This window comes from Hypericibacter sp. (assembly GCF_050729195.1).
GTDB lineage: Bacteria > Pseudomonadota > Alphaproteobacteria > Dongiales > Dongiaceae > Hypericibacter.
The window spans coordinates 16,790-43,763 of sequence record NZ_JBOHKS010000279.1 but is presented as its reverse complement, the minus strand read 5'-3'; the positions used below and the strand labels follow the sequence as shown (position 1 = coordinate 43,763).

The following is a 26,974-nucleotide window of genomic DNA, read 5'->3' as shown; positions in this document are numbered from 1 at the left end:
GATCTCGACCGCCGGACCCTGGCCGTGGCGCCAGAGCCAGCCATTGAAGGCGGCGGCCAGGAGGTAGGGCAGCAGCAGAACGATGGCGCCGAGAGACATGCGGCCGTCGGGCGCCTTCTCGAACCCTGCGGCCCCGAGAAACGCGTAGTTGGCAGCGACGAGCGCCAGGGAGAAGGCCGGCCAGAACAGCCACCAGCCCCAGCCGCCGATGACGAGTGCGGCCGCGGCCGCAAGGGTGGCGCTCAGCGCGTAATAGAGCGCCAGGGCGAGGCGCCGGGGAGCGCGCGCCAGCCGAAACTTCGTCACCGGGCTGGGAACGCTGTCCGGCCAGAGCCAGAGCGCGAAGAAGCCCAGCGCCGCACCGGTAGGAAGGTCGAAGAAATGATGCTGATAGGTGGTCAGAACGGAAGCGCCGATCAGCGCCATCCAAAGATGCAGCGGCCAGACCAGCCAGCGCGGGACATGGCGCGCATAGACCACCCACAGCACGACCAGCAGCGCGATATGCAGCGAGGGCGCCTGGTTGAACGGTTTGTCGAAGCTGGTCAGCGCATCGAACATCAAACCCGGCAGGCCCGTCATATCCGGCCGGGCGAAGGTGAAGCGCAGCGGGAACAGGATGAAGCAGGTGACGGCGCCGATCTGGCAGGTCAGCAGCCGGCGCGCATGGGCGTCGAGCTCGGCGCGGCTGGTGCAGAGGAAGACCGAGATCGCGTAGAGCAGATCGATCGACCAGTAGGGAATGATGGTCCAGGGCAGGAAGGGGATCTGATGTTCCCAACCGAACACCACCGAGCCCACGTCGCTGCGCTGGGTCGCCAGATAATTGGCGAGGCCATAGCTGGCGAAGAAGAAGGGCCCGAGCAAGGCGAGCCACAGGATCGCACGCCGCCAGGGGTGGGGCTCGATCCTGGCGCCCGTTGCCGGGGCCAGCCTGCCGGCTGAATAGGATCGTTCCAGCGTCATCCGGCGATCCGCTGCGCCAGCGAGACGGTGAAGATGCCGTCCTCATCGATGCGCTGCTCCAGCTTGCGGAAGCCGGCATTGGCGACGAGCTGGTCCATCTCGGCCTGGGTGCGCCGACGCATGATCCAGGCCTGGCCCTGGCGATGGCTGGTCAGCGCCCGCGCGATCAGCTCGAGCTGCGGATGCCAGGGCTGGCCGGTATAGACGAGAAAGCCGCCGGCATCGACGGCGTCGGCCACGCCGCCGAGCGAGCGGCGGATCATGTCGTTGTCGGCGAAGAGCTCGTAGAGACCGGACACCACGGCGACGGTCGGACGCGGGGTCACGGCGGCGAGGCTGGCGCGGTCGAAGGCGTCGGCCTGCTCGAAGCGGGCGATGGCACCCAAGCCCTTCTGCTCGATGAGCGCGCGGCCGGCGGCGACATTGATGTCGCTATAGTCGCGGAGTAGAATCGAGTTCGGCTTGATGGCGCTGCCTTCGAGCGATTCCAGCACATAGCGTCCGTGGCCGGCGGCGATGTCCATCACCCGGATCGGTGCGCCCGCGGCCTGGAGCCGCGCCATGGCGATCCGGATCAGCTCCTCGACATGGATCTTGCGTTGGCGGATGCCGCGCCAGCCGGGCGAGTCCAGATAGGATTTGTCGGCGGCGCGCCCGATCGGCCCGATGCCGGTCGGCTTGTTGCGATAGACATAGTCGAGGGTCGAGCCGGAATCGAAGCCGGTCTTGTGGCCGAGCGCGATGCCGTCGGAGATGAGGCCGCCGACTTTGAGGTTGTTGCGCATGCCTGTCCAGTAGAGTCCGCGCGCCGACAGGGGCGGCAGCGGCGAGGCCAGCTCGTCGGATTCATCGCGGGTATAGCCGTACTTGTCGGCGTCGAGCAGCGACGGCCGGTTCAAGGGCTCGGCGAAGCGGGCCAGGATGAAGGCGCGCGCCTTGTCGATCGCGAGCTTGCGATCCTTCTCGCCCAGCGTGTCGTGATAGAAGCCCGGCAGGATGTGGCGTTCCTTGATCGGCGTGCCGAGCCGCTCATAGAAGCGATGCTGCGGCCCGTGATGTACCACCCAGTCGGCGCCCGAGATCAGGATCTGCGTCGGAATGGTGATGGCGCGCGCGTCGGCGACGATGCGCTCGGCGGTGCGATAGAGCTGCAGCAGGATATCGACCGAGATGGCGCGCGTGATCAGCGGATCGGAATCGAAGGAGGCGATGCGTTCCGGATCGTGGCTCAGGAACTTCGCCTTGACGTAGGACTGGACGTAGAAATGGCCGCGCAGCTTGCGCATGAGGCCGAGCCCCGGCCGCGCGAAGGGCACATAGAGCTTCACCTTGAAGGCGGGCGAGGCCAGCACCAGCGCGCGGATCTTCGGCGCGTAATCATGGGCCCAGGTGGCGGCCAGCACCGCGCCGACGCTCTGCGCGATCACCGCCATGTCCTCGACGGCGATGCCATGCTGGGCTGCGATGTGATCGACGAAGGTCTGCACGTCGCGCACGGAGGTGCCGAGGCTGGGGCTGAAGCCGCGCTCGCCAGGCGAATGACCATGGCCGCGCGCATCCCAGGCGAAGACGGCGAAGTCCGGCAGATCGAGTTCGTCGGCCAGATGCGCGACGCGGCCGGAATGCTCATGGCCGCGATGGAAAAGCACGACGGCACCGCGCGGGGCGCCCGCGGCCGGCCAATACCGGTAGAACAGCTCGACCCCGTCATGGGTCAGGAATTTGTGGTCTTCGACGGGGCGCATGGTGGCTCCCAGATTGGATGAATGAACGGGAATAGAGTTTTCGAATCAGCCGGGCGTCTTCCCACGCGCTTCGGCGAGGCCGCCGCGAACGCGATTGACGATCGTGATCGCCAGGACTAGCGCCATGAGCGGCATGATCCAATGCAGCCAGTCGGGCCTAGGGCCACCGATGCCGACCCACAAGCCCAGGGCGCCGAAGGCGAGCGCCCGGTCGCTCTTGCCGAACGGCCCGTCATAACGGCGCGTGGCGCCGAGCGTGAGGCCCTGCAGGCCGGCCATCTCGGAGACGGCGGCCAGAAGGATCACCAGCCCGACCTCGAGCGGTCCGAAAGGCGCCACCAGCGCGAAGGGCGCATAGAGCAGCGCGTCGGAGACGACGTCGGTGATCTCGTTGAGATAGGCACCGAGCTGACTCTTCTGCCCGAACTCGCGCGCCAGCATCCCGTCCACCGCATTGAGCGCCATGCGCAGGAAGAGCCAGACCGGGATCAGGAGAAACAGGATGGGATGGGCCGCCGCCCAGGCGATCAGCAGCAGCCCGATCAGGATCGAGCCGAGGCAGGCGCCCAAGGTCACTTGGTTGGCGGTGACGCCGGCGGCCGCCATCTGCCCAACCATCGGGCGCAGCAGCGCTTGGAAGCGCGGCTTCAATGCGTAAAGCGTCGCCACTCAAAATCCCCCTCGGGCCCCGCGATCCGGCCGCATTCCCTGTCGGCGCCGCGAGGCTCCCGATCGCCGGGGTGCCCGCCATCGCCGCCTCAATCCTCGGTTGCTCCGGGCCGGATCGCAACAGGCGCATTCATAAAGCATCGTAAGGGGCTGGGGCGAAAATTAGGCGTTCTGGACCCGGGCAAAGGACGGCTTTGGAAGGGAATTCCGCCGATTTTGACAGAAGGGATAGGTTTTTTGCCTCCCCGGCCCCGGTTTCGGATTTTCACCTTGCCTGGAACGATGAGCCCGTTGAAACAATTGCAGCCGATGGCGGGACGAGTCGACATATCCCCGACATCGCGATGTCCGATGATGGATGTCCAACACCGGGCGAGGGGGATTCCTCCGCGCCCCTCAGGAGGTTTGAGATGGGTTTGAACGAAAGGCGGAAGGTGAAGGAGCTTCAGGACGTCACCCTTCCGGGGCGGTCCAAGGAGATCGAGGAGATCTGTGGCAAGGCCATTCCCTACGAGGTCGATTGGCCCAGCGTTCAGGACAACGCGGAAGCGCTCAACTTCATGGACAATGTCTCCTGCCACCGCCTCAACATGGCGCTGCGCATGATCTGCCAGGACGATATGGGCAAGGCAGCGGTGCGCGACGGGCTGAAGACGATCAAGCTGAAGAACGTCGCCGACAAATCGGCCAAGAAGCTCAGCTTCGGCGGCGGTGTGCTCGAGATGCAATGCGCCTGGGCCCAGGGCCTCGACGGCGCCTTCAGCGACAACGAGATCCGCGCGCTGCTGACGGAGAAGCTCTGAGCGAGCGAGGGATGGGGGTGACGGTGAATAGAGGTCACCCCCTACGCTTCTATAGCCATGCCGGCCCCGTGTCGCGCCGTAGGCGCGCACGAGGACAGGCTACGACCGGCATCCATGAACACGGACCGTGCGTGGCTTTGCTCGATGGGTGTTCACGGACCCCGGCCGGAGTTTAGCCTCGGGCCGGCCTTCGGCCGGACCCGGGGGCCGGGGTGACGACAAAGAGCGTATTGCGCTTACCTTCTGCGTCGCTCTCCTACCCCTACTCGCATTGCGTCTTGGCGCTGGGATAGGCCCTCACCGTGACGAGCTTCTTCCCGTCCCAGCGATAATACGCGATGCCTTCCTTGCTTTCGTCCTCGTTGGGGGCGCCCAGCACGGCGATGAGATCGCTGTCGGGGCGGAAGCGCAGCGCGTCGTAATCCGGCGCCGCCTCGCCGGGCGAGCTTGCGACATTCATCACGCTGATGGCGCGCAGCTCGGGCGGAAAATAGACATGGCCGTTCCTGGCATCGAGGATGCCGAAATCGAGGCAGGCGCTGCCGCAGCCCCAGCCGACGATCGTGAAATGGCCGGTGAAGTTCGGTCCGTCCTTGGCGCCTCCGCGCAGTGCCGTCTTGAACTCCTTGGCTTCGGCATTGCTGGCGAGGTCCGGCACCGCCGGCTTGGCGATCGAAACGACAGCGGCCGGATAGGTGGCGAAGGCCGGCGGATCGAGCGGCGCCACGTCGTGCATGGTGATGGGTAAGCAGCCGGTCAGCGATTGGGCCAGGCTGGGGCCGGCCAGAAGGGCGGCCGATGCGAGAACGCAAAGGCCCAGGAGCTTCTTCATGATAAGAATGGAATCCATGGTTGATTCGTCGAGCGGCGGCTGATCGAAAGCCTCTTTCGATCGAACGAGACCCGGCGCCGCCGGCGAAATACTCGACGGAAATCCATTCCTTCGTAAGACAGGTCCAGGCCCCTCTGCGCTATCTCCTCAATCTTCCGATCCTCGTGGCGGCGTTCGGCGCCGGCCTGTTCCTCTATCTCGCGGTCCTGTCGGACAAGCCCAGCGGCGGCGATGCGCAGATGGGCGCGGCCCTGGCCATCGTCTTCGCGGCCTTCCTCTATACCGTGGCCCTGGCGGTCGCCTTGATCGGCTGCGTCGCCGTCGGCGGGTTCGACTGGATCCCGGCCGAGGGGCGGGGGCTGCGGTTCGTCATCGTGATCGCCGGCTTCATCGCGATCGGCCTGCTCTGCTTCGCCGCGATCAGCATCACCATGGAGACGACCGGATCGGACCAGCGCTGGGACCACGGCATGGTGGTCGCGTCGCGCTGGGTCGCGATCGGCATGCCGGCGATCCTGATCCTCTATGCGGCCTGGGTCGTGGACGCGCCGGCCGAGCTTCGCGCGGTGGCAGCAAGTCGCTATGCGCTGTTCGCCGGTATCGCGATCTTCGGCGCGCTGGCGGGGTTCGTCACGATCAAGGAGATGGCGCGCTGGAACCAGCAGGCGGCGGCCGACGCCGCGGCCGAGCAGGAGCGTGAAGACGAAGATATTCAGCAGACACGCCGAAACTTCGCGGCCCTCACCGATGCCGATCCGCTTTTCACCTGGGACGGTTATGTCGGCTATTACAAGATCCCCGACGACATCCGCGAGACGGCGCTGAAGCGCATCGCGGCCCGGCCCATGCTCGAGGCCGATCTGACCGAAGCACTGGCCAGCGGCAATTCGCTATGGGTGCAGGAAGCCCTGTCCCTCGTCGTCCGGCTGCCGTTCCAGCCTTCGAGTGGCCTTTCGGAACCGGTGACGCGGGCGATCGATCGCCTGACGAGTGAGCTGGCCGAGGAGGCCAAGGCGAAGAGCTATGACGGCGATCAATATATCGACCATTACCGCGGCAGCCTGCTGTCGACGGTGCGCGACGTCGCGGTGAAGATGGCCTCCGGTGCCGGCCTCGATCTGTCGGACCGGCTCGACCGGCTGCAGGCCGTGGTGATCGAGGGCTATCCCAAATCCGGTGCAGCCTCGACCTTTCCGGGCGAGGTCAAGGCAACGAAGAAACAGATCGCGGCGGCACTGGCCGCGCGAACGCCGTAAAGCGGTTCGCGCGGATAGCGGCGGCGGTCGAAACCGGTGCCGGCAGACGAAATCGGGTTGTCGCCTTTTTGCTGCCCCGTCAGCGCGCGTCGCCCAGCGCCGCCAGCATCTCCGCCAGCCGAACCGGTTTGCGCAGGGTCATGACCGTGCCGAGGCCCTTGGCCTCCGCCAGCGTGCGCGCGATTTTCGAGTAGAGCGGGTTGAACCCGCTGACGATGATCACTTTGACGTCGGCCTTGCGCTCGGCCAGCCAGTCGACGATCTCGGTGCCCTCGATCCCGGGCATCACCATGTCGAGCACCAGGATATCCGGCGAAAGCTCCTCGAAGACATCCTGGAAGCGATTGGAATCCGTCAGCATCACGGCGTTGAGATTGAGCATTTCGGCGGCGCTCTTCACGAACTCCGCGAAATCCGCATTGTCGTCGACAACAAGAACCGTCTTCTGTTGCGCTGTTGGCATAACGAGCCTGCCCTGTGCCCACCCTCAGGCCGATCAATATTATGATCGCGGCGGTTAACAACAATTGATGTCAAGCATGGGCTATCCGGATGGTCATGTCACTCAACCCTTTGGTCTTACCCGCATTTCTTCGAGCGCTTTATTGATTGCCTGACCAACGTGATGATGGGCCGGCGATTAGGCTTTCCAAGGCCGGGCGATCGGGCACCATCATGGCCGGCGCGCATGCCCATGGCAGGGTAGGCGCCCGGGGGACGGTTCAAGAGCATGATCGATACGAGGGGCAGGCTGGGGCTGCTCATGGCCGGGGCGGGCCTCGGGCTGCTGCTGATCCTCCTAGCCGCCCTGGGGTTTGAGTCGGCCCGATGGGGTCTGGGACCGACCGCGACTCTCGCCGGCGGCGTCTTGCTGGGCCTCGGTGGCCTGGGCTTTGCCTGGCGGCAGATCGATGCTCATTTCGCCCATCTCGAACGGCTGCGCGCGACGGTGCTGCTGCTGGGCGACCAGGGCGTGCCGATGCCGCCCCCGCGCATGGGCCGTGCGGGGGCACTCGACCGTCTGGAGCTCGCGATCGCCGAGCTGGGCGGCCATGAGATCGCCCGGCGTGAATCCCGCGATCGCCGGCTGGGCGCGGTCCTGGGCGCGCTCGATCAGGCGATCCTCGTGGTGACTCCGCAGGGACAGATCAGCCTGGTCAATGCCGCGGCCAAGAGCCTGTTCGGCGACCATGTGGCGCCGGGCTTGAGCGTGTTCGAGCTGTTCGAACGGCGCAGCTTCGCGCGCGTCCTGGATGAAGCCGCGGCCGCGGCGACCCCGCAGGAGACGGAGTTGCTGAGCGCCGGCAGCGAACGGATCGCGGCGACGGTGACCGATCTCGGCGAGGAGATGGGCGCGCTGCTGCGCTTCGCCGCGGGCCAGGCGGCGTTCCGGCGTCATCTCGAGCATGACCTGGCCCTGCATGATCGGCCGCCGGCGAGCCAACCGATCCATCACGAGATGGTCCTGACCGAGCTGCCGATCCTGGTGTTCGATACCGAGACCACCGGGCTCGATGTCGGCAAGGACCGCATCGTTTCGGCGGGCGGCGTGCGCATGCAGGGCACGCGCATCTACCCGACCCATATCTTCGACCTGCTCTGCGATCCGGGGATGCCGATTCCGCCGCGTTCGACCGCGATCCACGGCATCACGGACGCCATGGTCGCGGGCGCGCCGACATTCGCGGATATCGCGACCCGCCTCGCCTCGGCCTGTCGCGATGTCGTCGTGATCGGCCACAATATCGGCTTCGACATGGCCATGATCGATCGCGAGATGAAATTGGCGGGCCGGGAATGGGCACGACCCGTGACCTTGGACACGCTCAATCTCTATGCCGCGCTGCGGCCGCGCACCACCAAGCTCGATCTCGAGACGATCGCGGCCGATCTCGGCGTCGAGGTGCGCGGCCGGCACACGGCCCTGGGCGACGCGCTGATGACCGCCGAGATCTTCCGCCGGCTGGTGCCGATGCTGACCGGGGCCGGGATCGTGACGCTCTCGGCCGCGATCGGCTTCGCTTTGCGGCCGAAGGAAGTGGTCCGCCGGCAGCGGGCCGCGGGCTGGTAGGGGACGCTGGGAAAGTGGAACGCGATCTGATCGAGCGGGTCGATGTCTTCCCCTACCGCCACCGGGTGGGTGAAGCGATGTCGAGCCCGCCGGTCACGGCATCGCCCGAGGCCCTGCTGTCCCAGGCCGCCCAGCTCATCAGCGATCGGCGCGTCAGCTCCGTGCTGGTCGTCGATGCCGGGCAACGGCTCGTCGGCATCGTGACCGAATATGACGTGGTGCGGGCGATCGCCAAGGAAGGTGCCGTGGCGCTCGATCGACCTCTCGCGAGCCTCATGGCGCATCCGGTGGCGAGCGTCCCGGCCGACTCTTTTCTTTACACGGCCCTCGCCCGCATGGGCCGGCGCGGCATCCGCCAGCTCGCGGTCAGCGATCCTGTGACCGGCGAGCTCGTGGGCGTGATCAGCGCCGGCGCGCTACTGAAGGAACGCGCCAACCAGGCGCTGATGCTGGGCGACGAGATCGCCGATGCGAAGAGCGGCGCCGAGATGGCGCACATCCGCGGGCGGCTCCCCGCACTCGCTCGATCCCTGTTGCACGAGAAGCTGTCGGTGCTCGATGTCGCCGCGGTGTTGAGCGCGGTCTTGCGCGACATCAGCGCGCGAGCCGCGGAACTCGCGGCGGAGAGCATGGCGGCCGAGGGCCGCGGTCCGGCGCCGGCCGCCTGGTGCTATCTGATCCTGGGATCGGGCGGGCGCGGGGAGAGCCTGCTGGCGGCCGATCAGGACAATGCGCTGGTCCATGCGGGCCGTGAAATCCAGGACGATGACTGGTTCGCCGAGCTCGGCCGGCGCGCCTCCGACCTGCTGGACGCGGCCGGCATCCCCTATTGCCGCGGCAAGGTGATGGCCTCGGAATCCGCCTGCCGTCACAGCCTGCAAGGCTGGCAGGGGCAGGTGGCGGAATGGGTCCGTCAGGCCGACCCGGGTGCGCTGCTGTCGGTCGATATCTTCTACGACTTCCAGCCGGTCCATGGCGACCGGCGGCTCGCCGAGGCGCTGCGGCAGGAGGCGATGGCCGCTGCCCAGGACCGGGCCCTGCTGGCCCGTCTCAGCGCCACGCTCGACGCGCGGGTTTCGGCACTCACTCTGTTCGGCCGGTTCCGCATGAGCCAGGGCCGCGTCGATCTCAAGCGCGGCGGCCTGCTGCCATTGACGTCAGGCGCCCGCATCCTCGCGCTCAAGGCCGGTGTTCCCGCGACCTCGACTTCGGCGCGGCTGGCGGGGGCCGCCAGGGCAGGCCTCATCAACAGCAGCGACCTCGCTGGCCTGCAGGAGGCCGAGGAGCTGATCATGCGGGCCATCCTCGAGCAGCAGATCGTCGATCTGGAGGCCGGCCGTGAGCCGACCGCCCTGGTCGAGGTCCGGCGCCTGATGCGGTTCCAGCGCACGAACCTGAAGCGCGCCCTGACGCTCATCGCCATGGTCGATGTGATCGTCAAGAACGCCCTGCTGGCCTGAACGGAACGGGTTCCGGCGGGATGGCAGCCCTGCCCAAAGGCCGCTTTGCGGGAGAGCCCGCTTTGCGTTAAGAAGACCGCCTTTCCCGGGCCGGGCGCCGGCTTCGTTTGGCTGCGCCGTCCGGGTTCCCGTCCAGGGCATGAACCGAGGAGCGTAGGGCCGATGGCCGCCTACCAATACATCTATGTGATGAAGGGCTTGACCAAGGTCTATCCGGGCAGCCGCAAGGTGCTCGAGGACATCTGGTTGAGCTTTCTGCCCGGCGCCAAGATCGGCGTGCTGGGATTGAACGGCTCGGGCAAATCGACCCTGCTCAAGATCATGGCCGGCATCGAGAAGGATTTCGCCGGCGAGGCCTGGGTCGCCGACGGCGCCACCGTTGGCTTCCTGCCGCAGGAGCCGCAGCTCGATCCGACCAAGGACGTGGCCGGCAACGTGATGGAAGGCCTGGCGCCGATCAAGAAGCTGGTCGACCGCTTCGAGGCCGTCAGCATGAAGCTGGGCGAGGATATCTCGGCCGACGAGATGGACAAGCTGATCACGGAGCAGGGCGAGCTTCAGGAGAAGATCGATAACGTCAATGGCTGGGATCTCGACCGGACCATCGAGATCGCCATGGATGCGCTGCGCTGCCCGCCCGGCGATTCTCCCGTCGACAAGCTCTCCGGCGGCGAGCGCCGCCGCGTGGCCCTCTGCCGGCTGCTGCTGCAGAAGCCCGACATGCTGCTGCTGGACGAGCCCACCAACCATCTCGATGCCGAATCCGTCGCCTGGCTCGAACGCTTCCTGCATGAATATGCGGGCACCGTCGTGGCCGTGACCCATGACCGCTACTTCCTCGACAATGTCGCCGGCTGGATCCTCGAGCTCGATCGCGGCAAGGGCATTCCCTGGGAGGGCAACTACTCCTCCTGGCTCGAGCAGAAGGCCAAGCGCCTCGAGCTCGAGGAGAAGCAGGAGACCAACCGGCAACGCACGCTCGAACGCGAGCTGGAATGGATCAAACAGAGTCCGCGCGCGCGCCAGGCCAAGAGCAAGGCGCGTATCACGGCTTATGAAAGCCTGGTGGCCAACAGCGCCAAGCAGGCGGCCGATGCCGGCACGCTCACGATCCCGCCGGGACCGCGGCTGGGCGATCTGGTGATCGAATCCACCGGCCTGAAGAAAGGCTTCGGCGACCGGCTGCTGATCGAGGAATTGAGCTTCAAGCTGCCGCCGGGCGGCATCGTCGGCGTGATCGGACCGAACGGCGCCGGCAAGACCACGCTGTTCCGCATGATCGTCGGGCAGGAGACGCCCGATGGCGGCACGTTGCGCATCGGGCCCACGGTGAAGCTCGGCTATGTGGACCAGTCGCGCGACACGCTCGCCGCCAACAAGACCGTCTGGGAAGAGATCTCCGGCGGTTCCGACGAGCTCGATCTGGGCGGGCGCAAGGTCGCCAGCCGCGGCTATGTCTCGAATTTCAACTTCAGGGGTGCGGACCAGCAGAAGAAGGTGGGCCAGCTCTCTGGCGGCGAGCGCAACCGGGTGCATCTCGCCAAGATGCTGAAGTCCGGCGCCAACCTGCTGCTGCTCGACGAGCCCAGCAACGATCTCGATGTCGATACCTTACGCGCGCTCGAGGAAGCCCTGCTGGATTTCGCGGGCTGCGCCGTGATCATCAGCCATGATCGCTGGTTCCTCGACCGCATCGCGACCCACATGCTCGCCTTCGAAGGCGAGAGCCAGGTCGTCTGGTTCGAAGGGAACTACGCCGATTACGAGGTCGACCGCCATAAGCGCCTGGGCGCCGAAGCCGACCAGCCGCACCGCATCCACTTCAAGCCGCTGACGCGGTAAACGCAGACGCTCCCTATCTTTCCTCGCCCTCACGCAGTGAGCGAGAGGGATGCGAAGAGTTAGTCGGAGCGAAGCGGAGACTTACTCGGAGCTGGGTGAGGGTGAACCTCCGACCCACCTCACCCTACCCTCTCCCCCGCCGCTACGCGGGCGGAGAGGAAAGAGAAATGAGAATGGTCGGTCCGCGACCGCGTGCCCGAATCAGCCCGCGTTCATCTGCGCGGTCTTCTTGCGCAGGGCGTCGATCAGGCTGGCGACCTTGCCGCCATTGTTCTGGATCACCGAAGCGAACTCGGAGCGGTGCGTCTCCGACATGCTGATGCCTTCGATCTTGAGATCGAGAATCTTGTAGCTGTCGCCATCGTCGCGCAGCAGCCAGTCGAGGCGGGCGGTCTGGCCGTTCGGCCGGGCGATCACGGTCATGATGGTATGCATGCCGTCGCCTTCCTCGCGCACGCCGGCGGTGGTGAACTTCTCGCCGGCATACTGGCCGAAACGCTGCGCGTAGTTGCCGACCAGGAAATCCTCGAACAGCTTCTGATATTCCTGCTGCTCTTCCGGCGTCGCGGTCTTCCAATAGCGCCCGAGCACGGTCTTGCCGATGGCGGGCACGTCGAAATTGGCGACCAGCAGCTTGCGGAAGCGCTCGGCGCGCTCGGCCTTCGTGATGTCGCTGCCCACCAGCTGCGCCAGGGCCTCGTCGCCGAGATTGCGGATGAATTCGGCCGGATCGCCGGCGGCGGCGGCGCTGCGGGCGAGGAAGCCCAGAGGTCCCGAAAGGCCGATAGCGAGCAGGGCCGTGGCCCCGATGAGAAAGGCGCGACGGGCGATCATGGGATCAGGGCGCCTCGGACGTCTGGGGGTCGGTGATGTAGTCGAGGACCGAAACGGAATCGGGCGGGGCGCCATTGCGGATTTCGTCATTGCGGTGCTGGCGATAGAGGCTGCGGATGGTGGCGTAGTAATCGATCGCACCCTGCTTGATCTCATCGAGCGTCTTCAGGTTGCGCGCGCGCAGATCGACGGCGTCCAGGCCGGCCCGGATATAACCCAGATAGCCCAGATCATACATCGGCAGGATCCAGGTAAGCGGATCCATCGCCATATCCACCCCGCGGCCAGTCGCATCACGCGGATTTGACGGCCCCAGGATCGGCAGGACGAGATAGGGGCCCTCGCCGGTCCCCCAGACGGCCAGCGTCTGGCCGAAATCCTCGTCGTGATAGATCAGGCCGAATTCGCTGGCGACATCGAACAATCCCGCGATGCCCAGCGTGCTGTTGATGAAAAAGCGCGCCAACGTGATGCCGGCGCGGTCGAGATCGCCCTGGAGCAGGTCGTTGCCGAGGATCACGGGGGTGCGCAGGTTGTTCAGCGCATTGCGCACGCCGTCCTGGGCGAAATTCGGCAGCAGGATGTAGTACCAGCCCGCGAACGGCTTCAGGACCAGTTCGTCCATGGCGTTGTTGAGATCGAAAAAGTAGCGGTTCATGGGCTCGTAAGGGTCGTTCCGCTCGTCATAGGCGGCCTTCTCGTCCGGGTCCGTTGGAACCGCGGCACAGCCATAGGTCAAAGTCAGCAGCGCGAACCCCACTGCCGCCACGATTGCCTTCAATCCACCGCACCGCATCGAACGCCGATCCCCAAATACCGCGCCCATTCCCCTTGCGGATCGTCGTGATGCTTGAGGCCGGACGAAACCCCCAGGCGCCGGAGCGGTAAAGCCCCCACGCCTGATGTTCCCGCGACATCGCTCACGGTGATCCCCCCACCGAGGGTGGCATCTGACCGTTAACCAACCCTGTATGCACGGCCGTCGCGAGACCCTGAGCTCGATCCGACGGCCGCTTCTCCCGGGTTCAGAGCACGCCATCTATCCCTATTAACCATCTTATTCCAAGGCGTATCGGGCGGCCAGGCGCTGCCAAAGCTGCCGCCGGAGCCAACTGTGACCCAAAAGTCGCAATAATTGCCGTGGGATAGAGGTGAGGAGCCCCGCTCCGGGAAGAGCCGGCCGGTCAGGCCGGCGGCTGCGCCTTCGCCGTGGCCTCGCCGACCGATTCGGCATGGTGGCAGGCGACCAGACGGCCATCCACCAGCCGGGATTCGGGGCGCTCGCGGGCGCAGCGCTCGGTCGCCAGCGGGCAGCGGCGATGGAAAGCGCAACCGGGCGGCGGGTTGAGGGGCGAGGGCAGCTCGCCCTTGATCGCGGTGCGCAGGCGGCGATGGGCGGGATCGACCGCAGGCGTGCTGGCCAGGAGCGCGCTGGTATAGGGATGGCGCGGATGGGCGAAGATCACGTCGCGCGGACCCTGCTCCACCGGCCGGCCGAGATACATCACCATCAGCTCGTCGGCGATATGCTTCACCACGCCCAGATCGTGCGAGATGAAGAGATAGGCGAGATTGAACTCGGCCTGGAGATCCATCATCAGGTTCAGCACCTGGGCGCGGATCGAGACATCGAGGGCGGAGACCGGCTCGTCCGCCACCACCAGCTTGGGCCGCAGCATCAGCGCGCGGGCGATGGCGATACGCTGGCGCTGGCCGCCCGAGAACATATGCGGGTAGCGCTGATAGAACTCCGGCCGCAGACCCACCTTCGCCATCATCTCCTGAGCGGCCTTGCGCCGCGCCTTGGCATCGAGGCTGGTGTTGATCACGAGCGGTTCTTCCAGGATCTGGCCGACCTGCTTGCGCGGATTGAGCGAGGCATAGGGATTCTGGAACACCATCTGCACCAGCGGCCGCAGCCGCTTCAGGGTCGCGCCATCGGCCTTCTCGATCGGATTGCCGTCGATCAGGAGCCGCCCGGAGGTGGGCCGCTCGATCATGGTGACCATGCGGGCGAGGGTCGATTTCCCGCAGCCGGATTCGCCGACCACGGCCAAAGTGCGTCCCGCGGTCACGGTGAAATTGGCGCCGGCCACGGCCTTGAGCGCCAGCCCGCCGCGGAACATGCTGCTGCCGACGATGTAGTCGCGACCGAGGTCGTGGGCTTCGACCAGAGGGGCCGAGGGCGCGACGACCGTCATCGGGGCGGCGGTCATCGCGCGGCTCCGCTGTTCAGCGGGAAATGGCAACGCACGCGGCCGGCGGCGATGCCGCCCTCGAGCTGCGGCACCTCGCGGACGCAGCGCTCCTGCGCATAGCGGCAGCGCGGATGAAAGAGACAGCCGCTGGGCCGGTCGTCGATGCCGGGCACCACGCCCGGGATGGTGGCGAGCCGGGTCTTGGCGGCGCTGCGTTCCGGCAGCGCATCGAGGAGTGCTGCCGTATAGGGATGGTGCGGCCGGGCGAACAGGCTGTCGACCGTCTGCTCTTCGACCTGCTGGCCGGCATACATCACCATGACGCGCTGTGCGGTCTCGGCGACCACGCCCATATCGTGGGTGATGAGCACGAGCGCCATGCCGCGCTGGCGCTGCAGCTCGATCAGCAGCTCCAGGATCTGCGCCTGGATGGTGACGTCGAGCGCGGTGGTCGGCTCGTCGGCGATCAGGAGCCGCGGGTTGCAGGCGATCGCCATCGCGATCATCACCCGCTGGTTCATGCCGCCCGAAAGCTGATGCGGGAAGGCCGAGATGCGGGTCTCGGGCGCCGGGATGCCGACCTGGCCCAGCAGCTCGACCGTGCGGCGCCGGCGCTCATGGCGGGTTCCGCCCTCATGCACCTTCAGGGTCTCCATGATCTGGTAGCCGACCGTGAAGCAGGGATTGAGGCTGGTGCCCGGCTCCTGGAACACCATGGCGATGTCCTTGCCGACGATGCGCCGGCGCTCGGCGCCCGACAGCGCCAGGAGGTTGCGTCCTGCGAAATCGAGCCGATCCGCCGTGACCCGGCCGGGGAAGGGGATGAGCCCCATCAGCGCCAGCATCGAAACGCTCTTGCCGGATCCTGACTCCCCGACGATGCCGAGCACCTCGCGCTCGTCGATGGTGATGTCGATTCCGTCGACCGCGCGGAACGGCCCGCGATGGGTCTGGAATTCGACGGCCAGGTTGTGGATCTCGACCAGCGCCATGGACCGGCCTCAGCGCTTGAGCTTCGGGTCGAGCGCGTCGCGCAGCCCGTCGCCCATCAGATTGAAGGCCAGCACGGTGATCAGGATGGCGAGCCCGGGGAAGGTGACGACCCAGGGTGCCCGCTGCAGGAATTTGAGCGCGTCCGCCAGCATCGTGCCCCATTCGGGCGTGGGCGCCTGGGCGCCCAGCCCGAGGAAGCCGAGGGCCGCCGCGTCCAGGATCGCGGTCGAGAAGCTCAAGGTCGCCTGGACGATCAGGGGTGCGACGCAGTTCGGCAGGATCGTCACCAGCATCAGCCGGAAGGTGCCGGCGCCGGCCACGCGCGAGGCCGTGACATATTCCTTGTTGAGCTCGCCCAGCACGGCGGCGCGCGTGAGGCGCGCATAATGCGGCACATAGGTGATCGCGACCGCGATCATGGCGTTGACGAGGCCGGGGCCCAGGATCGCGACGATCACGATCGAGAGCAGCAGGCTCGGCATCGACAGAATGATGTCCATGAAACGCATCAGGCCGATGTCGGTGAGGCCGCGGAAGAAGCCGGCCAGCATGCCGAAGGCGATCCCGAGCGCCAGCGAGAGCGTCACCACGATGCTGCCGATGAAGAGCGACAGCCGCGCGCCATAAATGATGCGCGAGAGGATGCAGCGGCCGACATCGTCGGTGCCGAGCGGAAACACCCATGATCCACCCGCCTGCCAGACCGGCGGCTCGAGGAAATGGTCGCGATACTGCTCGGCCGGCGGATGCGGCGCCACGAAATCGGCAAAGACGGCCGCCAGGATGAGGATCACGATGATGATCAGCCCCAGCATCGCGCCACGATTGGCGCGCATCGCGAGCCAGACCTCGCGAGCGGGCGAGATCGGCTGGAGATTGGGCCGGGTGGAGGTTTCCGCCATCGTCCTGTCCTAGCGCCGGTGCCGGATGCGGGGATCGAGCATTCCGTAGAGCAGATCGACCAGCAGATTGACCGACATCACCAGGGTGGCGATCAGCAGCACGCCGCCCTGGAGCGCCGGGTAGTCGCGCCGGTTGATCGATTCCACCAGCCATTTGCCGATGCCGGGCCAGGAGAAGATCGTCTCGGTCAGGATGGCGCCGCCCATGAGCGTGCCGACCTGCAGGCCGATCACCGTCACCACCGGAATGAGCGCGTTGCGCAAGGCATGGATCGAGATGACGCGCCAGGCGGGGAGGCCCTTGGCGCGCGCGGTGCGGATATAGTCCTCGCCCAGGACCTCGAGCATCGAAGAGCGCGTCATGCGCGCGATCACCGCCAGTGGAATCGTGCCGAGGACGATGGTCGGAAGGATCAGATGCGAGAGGGTGGAACGGAAGGCGCCCTCCTGGCCGGACAGAAGCGAGTCGACAGTCATGAGGCCGGTGGTGGAATCGAAGAAGTAATCGAGCGCGATGCGCCCCGAGACCGGCGTCCAATGCAGATTGACAGAGAAGGTCAGGATCAGCAGCAGGCCCCACCAGAAGATCGGCATGGAATAGCCGGTTAGCGACGCCCCCATCACCGCATGGTCGAAGATCGATCCTCGTCGTACCGCGGCGAGGATGCCGGCGGGCAGGCCCAGGATGGTCGCGAAGATCATCGCGCAGAAGGCGAGCTCGAAGGTCGCGGGAAAGAGCGTCAGGAACTCGTCCAGCACCGGACGATGCGTCACCAGCGAGATGCCGAGATCGCCGCTGACCACCTGGCCGGCATAGTCGAGGAACTGGATCGAGAGCGGGCGGTCGAGCCCCATCTCATGCAGCAGCTTGGCATGCCGGACCGGATCGATGCCGCGCTCGCCGACGCGGACCTCGACCGGATCGCCGGGCACGAGGTGGATCAGCAGGAACGCGAGGAAGACGACCCCGAAGAAGGTCGGGATGACCAGGCTGACGCGCGTCAGGAGGAATCGCAGCATGCGTCCTCAGCGCGTGGGGATCGAGCGTGTCATAGCGAAAATAAAAGCGCCGAAAAGAAATTGGCCGGCGGAACCTTTCGATTCCGCCGGCCCCGTCTTTCGAGCGCTCTACTCCTGGATATCCACGCCTTCGAAGATGTGGGTGCCCAGCGGATGGACCTTCATGCCGATCACCTTCTTGCTCATCGGCAGATAGACCACCGAATGCGCGATCGGGATCCAGGGCGCGTCGTCATGGAAGATCACCTGAGCCTTCATATAGAGCTCGGTGCGCTTCGCGATGTCGGAGGTCTTCTTGGCCTCGTCGATCAGGGCCGAGAAGTCCTTGTTGCACCATTTGGACAGGTTCTGGCCACCTTCGCGGGCCGACTGGCAGGACAGCAGCACGCCCATGAAATTGTCGGGATCGCCATTGTCGCCGGTCCAGCCGAGCTGGCCCATCTGGTGCTCGCCCGCCTGCAGACGCTTGCGGTACTCGCCCCATTCGAAGCTCTTCAGCTCCGCCGTGATGCCGAGCTTGGCCAGGTCCGCCTGGATCAGCTCGGCGATCTTCTTCGCGTCGGGGTTATAGGGACGCTGCACCGGCATGTACCAGAGATCGGTGGTGAAGCCGTTCGCATAGCCGGCTTCGGCCAGGAGGGCCTTCGCCTTCGCCGGATCGTACGGATAGGGCTTGATGTCCTTGTTGTAGGACCAGATGGTCGGCGGGATCGGGTTGACCGCCGGCTTGCCCGCGCCCTGGAACACGGCCTTGATGATCGCGTCCTTGTCGATCGCCATGTTCATGGCCTGACGCACGCGCACGTCGTCGAAGGGCTTCTTCGTGACGTTCATCGAGACATAGCCGACATTGAGGCCTTCCTGCTGCAGCACCTGCAGGTTCGGATCAGCCTTCAGCTTCTCGATGTCGGCCGGGCTCGGATAGGGCGCGACCTGGCATTCATTGGCTTGCAGCTTGGCCATGCGCGCCGTGGCGTCGGTCGTGATGGCGAAGACGAGATTGTCGATCTTCTGCTTGCCGCGGAAATAATCCGGATTCGCCTTGTAGCGGATCACGGCGTCCTTCTGGTAGTCGACGAAGATGAAGGGGCCGGTGCCGACCGGAAGCTGGTCGACCTGCTCGGGCGTGCCCGCCTTCATCATCGCGTCCATGTACTCCTTGGACAGGATGGCCGCGAAATCCATCGCCATGTTGGCGATGAAGGGCGCGTTCGGTTCGGTCAGCGTGAACTTGACCGTGAGGTCGTCGACCTTGTCGATCGACTTCAGCAGATCGGCCATGCCCATGTCGTTGAAGTAGTCGTAAGCGCCGCCGGAAATGTTGTGATAGGGATCGTCCGCCTTCCACTCGCGATTGAAGGTCGCGATCACGTCGTCGGCGTTGAAATCGCGCGTCGGCTTGAAGCCCTTCACCGTGTGCCACTTCACGCCCTTATGCAGGTGGAAGGTGTAGGTGAGGCCGTCGTCGGAGACATCCCAGCTGTCGGCCAGCGCCGGCATGATCTCGGTGGTGCCGGGCTTGAACTCGACGAGCCGGTTATAGACCGGATAGACGGCGTCGAAGCTGGTGCCGGTGGTGTTGATCTGCGGATTGAAATTCTCTGGGCTGCCTTCCGAGCAATAGACCAGGGTCTTTGCTTCGGCTGCGACGGCAAAACTGGCGACAATCGCCAGCGCCGCGACGGCACCCAACAGTTGACGTTTCATAGACGATGACCTCCCCGAAATTGATTGCGGCGGCCTTTCCGGAGCACTGGTTCACGGACGACCACCTTGGCCGCGACCCTAGGCGGCCCCAATCGGCCTTGTCAATGTGCGAGGACAATTTGGGAGCGCGTGATCACAGCGCAGGACCGGCTCTGCCTCAGCGCTTTTGAGCGTTTCGATGCAACGCGGTAACAGCTTGACCGGCATCGCTCTTTCGCTAAGGTGCCGCGCCATGCGCGACGAGCTTCCCCCGATCGAGATCCCCTTTCTGGCCGAAGGACTGAAGGTCCTTCCAGCCTGGATCGACAGCAACGGTCATTTCAATATCGCCTATTACTTGCATTGCTTCGATTTGGCGTATGACCGGGTTTATGATCAGTTCGGATTCGAACGCGGGACTGCCGAGACCCTGCAGGCCTCGACCTTCGCTGCCGAGATGCATCTGAGCTTCAAGCGCGAATTGTTCGAGGGCGCGCCGCTGCGGATTACGACCCAGCTGATCGATGTCGATCCGCGTCGGGTTTATTTCGTTCAGGCGATGTACCACGCGGACGAGGGTTATCTGGCGGCGACTGTAGAATGGCTCATCCTCTATATCGACATGAACCAGCGCCGGGTGGCGGCGATGCCGCCAAAGCTTCAGGCGCATCTCGCCCGCGTGCTGGAGGCCCATCGGACGATCCCGCTGCCGGCGCCGGTCGGTCGCGGCATCTCGATCCCGCGGCGTTCGCCGACCGATCCGGCCTGATCGCTGCCGCGCGGGCTCAGTCTTCCAGCAGGTAACCCTGCCGCGAGGGCAGGGGCTCGGTGCCGACGATCTTGCCGATGGAGTTTCCCGGCCGCACCATCTTGTGCTGCCGGCGGGTCATGAGGAATCCATCGGTCCCGGCGGCGAGCGGCAGACGCGCCTGGGACGGATCTTCCGCCAGCGGATTCAAGATCTCGGCGATCACATCGCCCTTGGCGACCCTGGCGCCCAGGGCTCGGCGATAGCAGACGATGCCGGCAACGGGCGAGCGCAGCACCTCGGTCGCATCGAGGCCCGTCGCCTCGCAGAACGGCTTCGGCAACGGCCCGGGATCGCCCGCGATGAGGCCGCGCCGCTGCAGGAAGCGGAACAGGGCCTGCGCGTCGGGCTGGTTGATCTCGTCGCTCGTATCCGCCTGTCCGCGGTATTCGATGGTCGCGGCGAGACAGGCGGCCGGCACGGGCGTCTCGGACCCGAGCGCGACCGCCAGCCGCGTCCAGGGCGTGCTGAAGGTCTCATCGAAGGAATGGCCGCCGGAATCCTCCGCCAGCAAGGTCGCGCGGCTGCCGATCTCGGCCGAGAGGTCGCTGGCCTCGGGCCAATGCTGCGGGATCAGATAGAGATGCATCAGCGCTTCGTCGTCGCAATGCATGTCCAGCACGATATCGGCGTCGACGGCAAGGCGGGTCAGGGCGCTGCGCAGGCTCGAGAACTCGTTGCCGGGCTGGAGCTCGCCGGCGATCTCGCGCAAGGCGGCGCGAATGGTCTCGATGTTCCGCTTCGGATCGCTGCCGAGCTTGCCGGCGACGCGCTTCGGCAGGGTCGGATAGAGATCGGGCCAGCTGCGATTGAAATTACCGCCGCCGGAGGCTTCATGGCGCCCGAGCAGATGATCGTTCAGGCTCTGGGACAGGCCGATCGGGTTGGCCACCGGCACCAGGATGATCTCGCCGGTGATGGCGCCCTTGGCGTCGGCCTCGTCGAGCAGCCGCATCAGGTGATCGGCGACCAGCATGGCCGGTGTTTCGTCGGCATGGATCGAGGCCTGCAGATAGGCCTTCGGTCGAGTGCCCGGCCGGCCATAACGATGCGCCAGCAATTGGCGATGGGTGCCAGGGCTGGGCGACACCAGGGTGATGCGTTCGGTGGTCTTGGTCATGGAACAGGGTCCCTGATTCCGTGGAACCGCAGGGGGAATGCGGCGTTGAAGAAGGCGCATCCACCAGTCCGGCGCGTGCCATTCGGAGTTGATATTGCAATCCATCGTTATCATATCTGGCCCCGAATCGACACCGGCTGCAGCGACGGCACGCCCCGCCTTGAAATCCGCAAGATCGGCAGCCCTGTGCAATTGCCGGGTGACGGCGATGTGATCGCCGCGCCGGGCCATCCCATGGTCTCCTGGGCTGGCGTTGCCGCCGGTCGATCCATCCACTCCCTTGCCAGATCGCATCTCTCCGCTTAACTCAAAGACAAGATGTTGAAACCCGATTCCCGCCGTTCTGCCGCGACCCAGGATGCCTTCGACGCCCTCGTGGCGGCCTTGCGATCGCGGCTGCATCAGGGCAGCGATTTTCCCATCGACGCTTGCGAGCGTTTCGAAGCAGCTCTTTCAGGGCTTCGCGGGCCTGTCCAGATTCCGGAGGGCGGTGCCGGCGCCGAGTTCGCCTTGGCCGTCCTGAAAAAGCTGCCCGAGGCGCTCGCGGCGGCGCGGGAAGGTGTGCCCGACCTGGCCGAGCCGCTGTCCAAGTTGGCGCCTGCCTTGCGTTGGACCCAAGGTTATCGCGATCGACCGCCCTCCCGCGATTTCCTGGACCGCTACGGTTACGCGCAGTTCGTCGGTCCCACCCTGGTACCGAGCCTGATGACGAGCGATCGACTGGCCTTCGGCGTTCTGTTCCTGGCGCCGGGCACTCTCTACCCGCCCCATGCGCATCCCGCCGAGGAGCTTTATGTGCCGCTGGCGCCGGCGCGCTGGCTGCGGGGCGAGGAGAAATGGCGCGAGCGGCAGGCGGGCGATCTCGTTCATCACGCCTCGGGCATGGTCCATGCGACCGAAGCCGGGGCCGTGCCCTTGCTGGCCTTCTATCTGTGGCTGGGCGATCTCGCGACGGGTGCCAGGATCCTTGCATCTTGAGCCGATTCCGGCCGCGGGGAGCCCTCGCGAAAACGCATAAATCGAGCGCAGCGGGCATGCTATAAGCCCGTCCGTGATGACTTCCGACAGCGATTCTCCCTTTTTCGAGCCGCGCCCGGCAGCGGCCGCCGGCCATCCGCCGCTTTATCTTTCGGCGCTCAACGAGACCCAGCGTGAAGCGGTCGAGGCGCTCGACGGTCCTGTGCTGGTGCTGGCGGGTGCCGGCACCGGCAAGACGCGCGTGCTGACCACGCGCCTCGCCCATCTCCTCAACACCGGCAAGGCCGGTCCGGGCGATCTTCTGGCGGTCACCTTCACCAACAAGGCGGCGCGCGAGATGAAGGACCGCGTCGCGGCCCTGGTCCACCGTCCGGTCGAGGGCTGGTGGCTGGGGACCTTCCACGCCCTGGCCGCGCGCATCCTGCGCAGCCATGCGGAGGTCGTGGGCCTCAAGCAGAACTTCACCATCCTCGATACCGACGACCAGCTCCGGCTGATGAAGCAGATCGTGCAGGCGGCCGACATCGACGACAAGAAATGGCCGGCGCGCGCGGTGCTGCATCAGATCGAGCGCTGGAAGGATCGCGGCCTGACGCCCGACAAGATCGGCGTCGCCGAAGCCGGCGATTTCGCTGGCGGCCGGGCGCCCGAGATCTATCGCGCCTATCAGGAACGGCTGAAGACGCTGAACGCCACCGATTTCGGCGATCTGCTCCTGCATAACCTGACGATCTTCCTGACGCGCCCCGAGATCCTGGAGCGCTATCAGCAGCGCTTTCGCTACATCCTGGTCGACGAGTATCAGGACACCAATGTTTCTCAATATTTGTGGCTGCGGCTGCTGGCGCAGAAGTATCGGAACATCTGCTGCGTGGGCGACGACGACCAGTCGATCTATGGCTGGCGCGGCGCCGAGGTCGGCAACATCCTGCGGTTCGAGGAGGACTTCCCGGGCGCCCGCATCATCCGGCTCGAGCGCAATTACCGCTCGACCCAGCATATCCTGCGCGCGGCCTCGGGGTTGATCGCGCATAACGAGGGCCGGCTCGGCAAGACGCTCTGGACCGAGGACGATCCGGGCGAGAAGGTGCTGCTGCGGGGCTTGTGGGACGGCGAGGCCGAGGCCCGCTACATCTCCGACGAGGTGGAGGCGATCGAGCGGCGCGGCGGACCCATGGGACAGATCGCGATCCTGGTGCGTGCCGGCTATCAGATGCGCGAGTTCGAAGAACGGTTCCTCACCGCCGACATACCCTATCGCGTCGTGGGTGGCCCGCGTTTCTATGAGCGCCAGGAAATCCGCGACGCGCTCGCCTATCTCCGGCTGGTGCATCAACCGGTCGACGACCTCGCCTTCGATCGCGTGGTCAATCTCCCGCGCCGGGGCATCGGCGACAGCACGCTGCAATTGCTGCATCGCTTCGCCCGCGCCAACGAGATGCCGCTGACGGAAGCGGCCCTGCGGCTGGTCGGCAGCGACGAGCTCAAGCCGGCGGCCAAGCGGGCCTTGAGCCGCTTCATGGAGGATCTCGACCGCTGGCGCGGCTTCGCGCGCGATCTTCCTCATACCGAGCTGGCCGAGAGGCTGCTCGATGAATCCGGCTACACCGCGATGTGGCAGAACGACCGCTCCCCCGACGCGGCCGGAAGGCTCGAGAACCTCAAGGAGCTCGTCGTCGCCATGGGCGAGTTCGAGACCCTGGAGGGATTTCTCGAGCATGTGAGCCTGGTGATGGAGAATGCCGCGACCGATTCGGTCGAGAAGGTCACGCTCATGACGCTGCACAGCGCCAAGGGCCTGGAGTTCGACTATGTGTTCCTGCCGGGCTGGGAGGAGGGCGTGTTCCCGCATCAGCGGGCGCTCGACGAGACCGGGCTGTCCGGGCTCGAGGAGGAGCGGCGGCTCGCCTATGTCGGGCTGACGCGGGCGCGCAAGCGCGCCTGGGTTTCCTATGCCGCCAACCGGCGCATCCATAACCAGTGGCAGAGCCTGATTCCGTCGCGCTTCGTGGACGAATTGCCCAAGGACGCGATCGACCGGATCGTCGATCCCGGCCTCTATGGTGCCGGCCGGGGCGGCGAGGATACGGATGAATGGCCGCGCGGCCGGCTCGGCGAGAGCGGCGGGCGCGAATTCGGACGGTTCTTCTCGGGCGGGAATGCGGGACGCTCGAACGTCGCGCGGTTCGACGTGCGGCGCGATGCCCTTGCGCGCGAACGCTCGCCGCGGCTGATCGAATCCGCCTCCTCGTCGCGCTCGTCGGGCGCCTTCGGCGTCGGCGACCGCGTGTTCCATCTGAAGTTCGGCTACGGCAAGGTGACCGTGGCCGAGGGCGACAAGCTCGAGATCCAGTTCGACAAGGCCGGCACCAAGCGCGTGATGGCGAGCTTCGTCCTGCCGGCCGATCAGGCGGGCTGATTCTTCGCATGGCGAAGCGCGCCGGCCCGAAACCCTCCAGCGTCGGCACGCCCCTCTGGCAATTCCGCATCGAGTTGTCGGCGCGCGACGGCGCCACGATCGCGGCGCTGGAGGAGACGCTGGAACCCTATGCCGTGGCGCTGCTGCGCTTCGAGCGCGCCAAGGGCAAGCGCTGGCGGATCGACGCCCTCTTTGCCGCCCGGCCTGAGCGCAAGGCGCTTGCTGCGTTGCTGAGATCCCTGGGGTTGGAAAAGCGCACCTGGCAGCTCGATCGCCTGCCCGATCGCGATTGGGTGGCCGAAAGCCAGGCGAAGCTGCCGGCGCTCAAGGTGGGGCGCTTCTTCGTCCATGGCTCGCATCACCGCGGAGCCCTGCCGCGCGGCAAGCTGGCGCTCGAGATCGATGCCGGCATCGCCTTCGGCACCGGCCGCCATCAGACCACGCGCGGCTGTCTCGAGCTGATCGAGCGGCTTGCCGCCACGCCGCCGGCGCGACCGCTCGATCTCGGCTGCGGCACCGGGATCCTGGCGCTCGCCATGGCGAAGCTCTGGGGGGTGGCCGTGATCGCCGCCGACAACGATCCGGATGCCGTCACGGTCACCCGGGAGAACGCCGAACGGAATGGATTGCGAAGACTGATCCGGCCCCTGCGCAGCGAGGGTTATGCAGCGGCGGCTCTGAAGCGGGCGGGGCCGTTCGATCTCATCGTCGCCAACATCCTGGCGCGGCCCCTGATCGAGATGGCGCCCGATCTGGCGCGCCATCTCGAGCCGGGCGGCCGGGCGATCCTGTCAGGGCTGCTGATCGAGCAGGAAGATGAGGTGCTGGCGGCCCATCGCGCGCGAGGGCTGCGCTGCGAGGCGCGCCAGCATCACGGCGACTGGTCGGCGCTGCTGCTGCGCAAGCCCAATGTCAGGGCCGCGACGCACAGAGGCCGTCAGGTCAGAGGTCGTTAGGATTGCCGGGGACAACCGATCCGGTGCCGACGACGCTGCCGTCGAGGATCAGTTGGAAATTATGGCCGTCGCGGCCGAACCGCCAGCAGCGCGGCTTGGTCTCGTCGGCGGCGGTCAGGCACAAGGCATTGTCCTTGATCGTCCAGGTGCCCTTGTAGTCGGCGCCGTGGATCGTGCCGTTCTTGTTGTAGTAGTAGGCAAAGCTGCCGGCTTTGGCGGTCTCGCCGGTCAGGGTATTGCCGATGATGAGGCCCTGGATCTCCGAACCCATCAGGACCTCTTGGATCCCCTTCGGAGACGCCCAGCCGGTCGCCGGGATCGCGAACGCCAAAGCCGTCATGCCTATGAGCAAGGCCGAACGAAGCCGCGTCATAACACGCCCCCACACCCGAATTTCTTGTCTTGCGGCGGGAGTCACATCGCACAGCGGTTGGCTTGGGCCCTACCGGTGAAGCTCCCCAGGGGACGAAAGTTAAAAAAACATTAAGGCAAAAGAAAGACGACGGCCCGAGGATCGGGCCGTCGTCTTGATTTATTCAATTTTGTCAGCGACTTGGTCGCTGACGGAAGATCAGGCGGCGCGGTGCGCCGAGCTGTTGTTGGCGTTCGCGGCGGGACGGACCGAGCGGATCGCCAGCTCTTCGGCAACCCAGTCGATATCGCCACGGACGATGCCGATGTCAGCCAGCATGTGATTGTCGAGCTGGCCCAGCTCCTTGGCGGCGGCCCGGTAGCGGTTCCACACGCGAATCGTGGAGACCTCTTCCGCGTCGCTCGACCAGGCCGGCGCGTCGCCGGTCAGGGTCTTCACGACGGCCGGGATCTCGTCCCGGGTCAGGCCGATGTCGCGGAGCATGCGATCGTCGAGCGCCATCAGATTATGATAGGCGCGGCGGCGGCGGGCGAAACGGCCCACCGGGCGAACCACCAGATCCTGGACCAGCGACTGGAATTCCTGGAACAGGGTCCCGTCGATCGGGGCATAGGCCTGAGCGGTCAGCTCGGCCACGCGCTCGCTGTCGCCGCGGGTCAGGCCGACATCGGCCAGCATCCGCTCGTTCAGCACCGCGAGCTCCTGCAGCACCTGGTGCTTCCGGGCCGCGTGCCGCCAGCGAGTGACCAGCGAACGGCCGAAGGCAGCAATGCGAGCAAAGCCATCGACAGAAGCGACAGAGGCCGGCATCGTCGCGCGGCTGTCCGTCGTCAGTTCCAAATCCATCAAGCGAGTCATTTTCGAGATCCGATCATCTTTCCTGGGCGCTATTGCCCCTGCGCTTACGGTGGCAAATATAGGAAGGAGTTCCGAGTTTAGGCAGCGGTTTTGCTGCATTGCAGTAATGTCCTCAGCGCATGCATTGACAAAATATTGACGATTTTTGCATATCACGTTAACAAATGAGGAAATCTTGTGGCAGC

At 65.8% G+C, this 26,974-nt stretch carries 25 protein-coding genes; 10 read left to right on the top strand and 15 right to left on the bottom strand.

All coding sequences use genetic code 11. The annotated features are described in order from the left end of the window. The 3 genes from ACREE8_RS22975 to ACREE8_RS22965 form a co-directional block, all read right to left on the bottom strand. On the bottom strand, positions 1 to 966 hold a 966-nt coding region (locus tag ACREE8_RS22975), incomplete at its 3' end, for a phosphatase PAP2 family protein (RefSeq protein ID WP_431575350.1). After that, positions 963 to 2,711 (bottom strand): bifunctional alpha/beta hydrolase/class I SAM-dependent methyltransferase, encoded by a 1,749-nt coding sequence (locus ACREE8_RS22970; protein WP_431575349.1) that lies wholly within the window; start codon positions 2,709 to 2,711, stop codon positions 963 to 965. The genes ACREE8_RS22970 and ACREE8_RS22975, both read right to left, overlap by 4 nt. Before the next feature lie 45 nt (positions 2,712 to 2,756). Then, a complete protein-coding gene (locus tag ACREE8_RS22965; protein ID WP_431575348.1) occupies positions 2,757 to 3,380 on the bottom strand; it encodes a CDP-alcohol phosphatidyltransferase family protein in 624 nt (207 codons plus the stop codon). Positions 3,381 to 3,790: 410 nt separating this feature from the next. Here ACREE8_RS22965 and ACREE8_RS22960 point away from each other — a divergent pair, with 410 nt between their 5' ends. Next, complete coding sequence (locus ACREE8_RS22960; protein ID WP_431575347.1) at positions 3,791 to 4,183, top strand: hypothetical protein; 393 nt, start codon at positions 3,791 to 3,793, stop codon at positions 4,181 to 4,183. A gap of 262 nt (positions 4,184 to 4,445) precedes the next feature. On the opposite strand, the gene ACREE8_RS22955 is transcribed toward ACREE8_RS22960, so the two are convergent. Continuing rightward, the gene (locus tag ACREE8_RS22955; protein WP_431575346.1) at positions 4,446 to 5,033 is read right to left on the bottom strand and encodes a hypothetical protein; all 588 of its coding nucleotides are present in this window, start codon (positions 5,031 to 5,033) and stop codon (positions 4,446 to 4,448) included. Between the two features lie 2 nt (positions 5,034 to 5,035). Here ACREE8_RS22955 and ACREE8_RS22950 point away from each other — a divergent pair, with 2 nt between their 5' ends. After that, on the top strand, positions 5,036 to 6,271 hold the full coding sequence (locus ACREE8_RS22950) for a hypothetical protein (RefSeq protein ID WP_431575345.1): 1,236 nt from the start codon (positions 5,036 to 5,038) through the stop codon (positions 6,269 to 6,271). A 79-nt stretch (positions 6,272 to 6,350) separates the two neighbouring features. Here ACREE8_RS22950 and ACREE8_RS22945 read toward each other — a convergent pair whose 3' ends face one another. Beyond that, the gene (locus ACREE8_RS22945; RefSeq protein ID WP_431575344.1) at positions 6,351 to 6,734 is read right to left on the bottom strand and encodes a response regulator; all 384 of its coding nucleotides are present in this window, start codon (positions 6,732 to 6,734) and stop codon (positions 6,351 to 6,353) included. A 267-nt stretch (positions 6,735 to 7,001) separates the two neighbouring features. On the opposite strand from ACREE8_RS22945, the gene ACREE8_RS22940 reads away from it, so the two are divergent. The 3 genes from ACREE8_RS22940 to ettA all read left to right on the top strand — a co-directional run bounded on the left by ACREE8_RS22940 (position 7,002) and on the right by ettA (position 11,644). After that, on the top strand, positions 7,002 to 8,342 hold the full coding sequence (locus ACREE8_RS22940) for an exonuclease domain-containing protein (protein WP_431575343.1): 1,341 nt from the start codon (positions 7,002 to 7,004) through the stop codon (positions 8,340 to 8,342). Between the two features lie 14 nt (positions 8,343 to 8,356). Beyond that, positions 8,357 to 9,802, top strand: coding sequence for a DUF294 nucleotidyltransferase-like domain-containing protein (locus ACREE8_RS22935; RefSeq protein WP_431575342.1), 1,446 nt, complete (start codon positions 8,357 to 8,359; stop codon positions 9,800 to 9,802). A 162-nt stretch (positions 9,803 to 9,964) separates the two neighbouring features. Then, positions 9,965 to 11,644, top strand: a complete 1,680-nt coding sequence (gene ettA, locus ACREE8_RS22930) for an energy-dependent translational throttle protein EttA (protein ID WP_431575341.1) — start codon at positions 9,965 to 9,967, stop codon at positions 11,642 to 11,644. Between the two features lie 201 nt (positions 11,645 to 11,845). Here the strand turns inward: ettA and ACREE8_RS22925 are convergent, their stop codons facing one another. The 7 genes from ACREE8_RS22925 to ACREE8_RS22895 all read right to left on the bottom strand — a co-directional run bounded on the left by ACREE8_RS22925 (position 11,846) and on the right by ACREE8_RS22895 (position 19,298). Next, a complete protein-coding gene (locus ACREE8_RS22925; RefSeq protein WP_431575340.1) occupies positions 11,846 to 12,478 on the bottom strand; it encodes an MlaC/ttg2D family ABC transporter substrate-binding protein in 633 nt (210 codons plus the stop codon). 4 nt (positions 12,479 to 12,482) lie between these two features. Next, on the bottom strand, positions 12,483 to 13,247 hold the full coding sequence (locus ACREE8_RS22920) for an MlaA family lipoprotein (protein WP_431575339.1): 765 nt from the start codon (positions 13,245 to 13,247) through the stop codon (positions 12,483 to 12,485). Positions 13,248 to 13,662: 415 nt separating this feature from the next. Then, positions 13,663 to 14,694, bottom strand: a complete 1,032-nt coding sequence (locus ACREE8_RS22915; protein ID WP_431575338.1) for a dipeptide ABC transporter ATP-binding protein — start codon at positions 14,692 to 14,694, stop codon at positions 13,663 to 13,665. Next, entirely contained in the window at positions 14,691 to 15,668 is a 978-nt protein-coding gene (locus ACREE8_RS22910; RefSeq protein WP_431575337.1) for an ABC transporter ATP-binding protein, read from the bottom strand. Before ACREE8_RS22910 ends, ACREE8_RS22915 begins: the two co-directional genes overlap by 4 nt. A gap of 9 nt (positions 15,669 to 15,677) precedes the next feature. After that, positions 15,678 to 16,571, bottom strand: coding sequence for an ABC transporter permease subunit (locus ACREE8_RS22905; RefSeq protein WP_431575336.1), 894 nt, complete (start codon positions 16,569 to 16,571; stop codon positions 15,678 to 15,680). A 9-nt stretch (positions 16,572 to 16,580) separates the two neighbouring features. Then, positions 16,581 to 17,591, bottom strand: a complete 1,011-nt coding sequence (locus ACREE8_RS22900) for an ABC transporter permease subunit (protein WP_431575335.1) — start codon at positions 17,589 to 17,591, stop codon at positions 16,581 to 16,583. A gap of 108 nt (positions 17,592 to 17,699) precedes the next feature. Next, on the bottom strand, positions 17,700 to 19,298 hold the full coding sequence (locus ACREE8_RS22895) for an ABC transporter substrate-binding protein (RefSeq protein ID WP_431575334.1): 1,599 nt from the start codon (positions 19,296 to 19,298) through the stop codon (positions 17,700 to 17,702). Between the two features lie 232 nt (positions 19,299 to 19,530). On the opposite strand from ACREE8_RS22895, the gene ACREE8_RS22890 reads away from it, so the two are divergent. Further along, the gene (locus ACREE8_RS22890; RefSeq protein WP_431575333.1) at positions 19,531 to 20,046 is read left to right on the top strand and encodes a thioesterase family protein; all 516 of its coding nucleotides are present in this window, start codon (positions 19,531 to 19,533) and stop codon (positions 20,044 to 20,046) included. Between the two features lie 16 nt (positions 20,047 to 20,062). Here the strand turns inward: ACREE8_RS22890 and ACREE8_RS22885 are convergent, their stop codons facing one another. Continuing rightward, complete coding sequence (locus ACREE8_RS22885; RefSeq protein WP_431575332.1) at positions 20,063 to 21,205, bottom strand: succinylglutamate desuccinylase/aspartoacylase family protein; 1,143 nt, start codon at positions 21,203 to 21,205, stop codon at positions 20,063 to 20,065. Positions 21,206 to 21,250: 45 nt separating this feature from the next. Here ACREE8_RS22885 and ACREE8_RS22880 point away from each other — a divergent pair, with 45 nt between their 5' ends. From ACREE8_RS22880 to ACREE8_RS22865, 4 genes are all read left to right on the top strand, one after another. Continuing rightward, positions 21,251 to 21,511 carry a hypothetical protein gene (locus ACREE8_RS22880; protein ID WP_431575331.1) on the top strand — a complete coding sequence of 87 codons (261 nt, stop codon included), beginning with the start codon at positions 21,251 to 21,253 and terminating at the stop codon, positions 21,509 to 21,511. Positions 21,512 to 21,523: 12 nt separating this feature from the next. Further along, the gene (locus ACREE8_RS22875; protein ID WP_431575330.1) at positions 21,524 to 22,183 is read left to right on the top strand and encodes a dimethylsulfonioproprionate lyase family protein; all 660 of its coding nucleotides are present in this window, start codon (positions 21,524 to 21,526) and stop codon (positions 22,181 to 22,183) included. Between the two features lie 76 nt (positions 22,184 to 22,259). After that, positions 22,260 to 24,602, top strand: coding sequence for an ATP-dependent helicase (locus tag ACREE8_RS22870; RefSeq protein WP_431575329.1), 2,343 nt, complete (start codon positions 22,260 to 22,262; stop codon positions 24,600 to 24,602). A gap of 8 nt (positions 24,603 to 24,610) precedes the next feature. After that, positions 24,611 to 25,558: a 50S ribosomal protein L11 methyltransferase gene (locus tag ACREE8_RS22865; protein WP_431575328.1), complete on the top strand. Its 948-nt coding sequence runs from the start codon at positions 24,611 to 24,613 to the stop codon at positions 25,556 to 25,558. Here ACREE8_RS22865 and ACREE8_RS22860 read toward each other — a convergent pair. Both ACREE8_RS22860 and ACREE8_RS22855 read right to left on the bottom strand, forming a co-directional pair. Next, entirely contained in the window at positions 25,545 to 25,829 is a 285-nt protein-coding gene (locus ACREE8_RS22860; RefSeq protein WP_431575327.1) for a hypothetical protein, read from the bottom strand. The genes ACREE8_RS22865 and ACREE8_RS22860 overlap by 14 nt on opposite strands. A gap of 300 nt (positions 25,830 to 26,129) precedes the next feature. Next, positions 26,130 to 26,777 carry a DUF1127 domain-containing protein gene (locus ACREE8_RS22855; RefSeq protein WP_431575326.1) on the bottom strand — a complete coding sequence of 216 codons (648 nt, stop codon included), beginning with the start codon at positions 26,775 to 26,777 and terminating at the stop codon, positions 26,130 to 26,132. Positions 26,778 to 26,974: the final 197 nt, after the last annotated feature.

What these genes read in the sequence shown, in the direction of transcription:
- ACREE8_RS22970 (WP_431575349.1), bottom strand. Translation starts at nt 2,711, where the DNA reads ATGCGCCCCGTCGAAGACCACAAATTCCTGACCCATGACGGGGTCGAG.
- ACREE8_RS22960 (WP_431575347.1), top strand. Translation starts at nt 3,791, where the DNA reads ATGGGTTTGAACGAAAGGCGGAAGGTGAAGGAGCTTCAGGACGTCACC.
- ACREE8_RS22955 (WP_431575346.1), bottom strand. Translation starts at nt 5,033, where the DNA reads ATGGATTCCATTCTTATCATGAAGAAGCTCCTGGGCCTTTGCGTTCTC.
- ACREE8_RS22945 (WP_431575344.1), bottom strand. Translation starts at nt 6,734, where the DNA reads ATGCCAACAGCGCAACAGAAGACGGTTCTTGTTGTCGACGACAATGCG.
- ACREE8_RS22940 (WP_431575343.1), top strand. Translation starts at nt 7,002, where the DNA reads ATGATCGATACGAGGGGCAGGCTGGGGCTGCTCATGGCCGGGGCGGGC.
- ettA (WP_431575341.1), top strand. Translation starts at nt 9,965, where the DNA reads ATGGCCGCCTACCAATACATCTATGTGATGAAGGGCTTGACCAAGGTC.
- ACREE8_RS22925 (WP_431575340.1), bottom strand. Translation starts at nt 12,478, where the DNA reads ATGATCGCCCGTCGCGCCTTTCTCATCGGGGCCACGGCCCTGCTCGCT.
- ACREE8_RS22915 (WP_431575338.1), bottom strand. Translation starts at nt 14,694, where the DNA reads ATGACCGCCGCCCCGATGACGGTCGTCGCGCCCTCGGCCCCTCTGGTC.
- ACREE8_RS22910 (WP_431575337.1), bottom strand. Translation starts at nt 15,668, where the DNA reads ATGGCGCTGGTCGAGATCCACAACCTGGCCGTCGAATTCCAGACCCAT.
- ACREE8_RS22905 (WP_431575336.1), bottom strand. Translation starts at nt 16,571, where the DNA reads ATGGCGGAAACCTCCACCCGGCCCAATCTCCAGCCGATCTCGCCCGCT.
- ACREE8_RS22900 (WP_431575335.1), bottom strand. Translation starts at nt 17,591, where the DNA reads ATGCTGCGATTCCTCCTGACGCGCGTCAGCCTGGTCATCCCGACCTTC.
- ACREE8_RS22895 (WP_431575334.1), bottom strand. Translation starts at nt 19,298, where the DNA reads ATGAAACGTCAACTGTTGGGTGCCGTCGCGGCGCTGGCGATTGTCGCC.
- ACREE8_RS22890 (WP_431575333.1), top strand. Translation starts at nt 19,531, where the DNA reads ATGCGCGACGAGCTTCCCCCGATCGAGATCCCCTTTCTGGCCGAAGGA.
- ACREE8_RS22885 (WP_431575332.1), bottom strand. Translation starts at nt 21,205, where the DNA reads ATGACCAAGACCACCGAACGCATCACCCTGGTGTCGCCCAGCCCTGGC.
- ACREE8_RS22875 (WP_431575330.1), top strand. Translation starts at nt 21,524, where the DNA reads ATGTTGAAACCCGATTCCCGCCGTTCTGCCGCGACCCAGGATGCCTTC.
- ACREE8_RS22870 (WP_431575329.1), top strand. Translation starts at nt 22,260, where the DNA reads ATGACTTCCGACAGCGATTCTCCCTTTTTCGAGCCGCGCCCGGCAGCG.
- ACREE8_RS22865 (WP_431575328.1), top strand. Translation starts at nt 24,611, where the DNA reads ATGGCGAAGCGCGCCGGCCCGAAACCCTCCAGCGTCGGCACGCCCCTC.
- ACREE8_RS22860 (WP_431575327.1), bottom strand. Translation starts at nt 25,829, where the DNA reads ATGGGTTCGGAGATCCAGGGCCTCATCATCGGCAATACCCTGACCGGC.
- ACREE8_RS22855 (WP_431575326.1), bottom strand. Translation starts at nt 26,777, where the DNA reads ATGGATTTGGAACTGACGACGGACAGCCGCGCGACGATGCCGGCCTCT.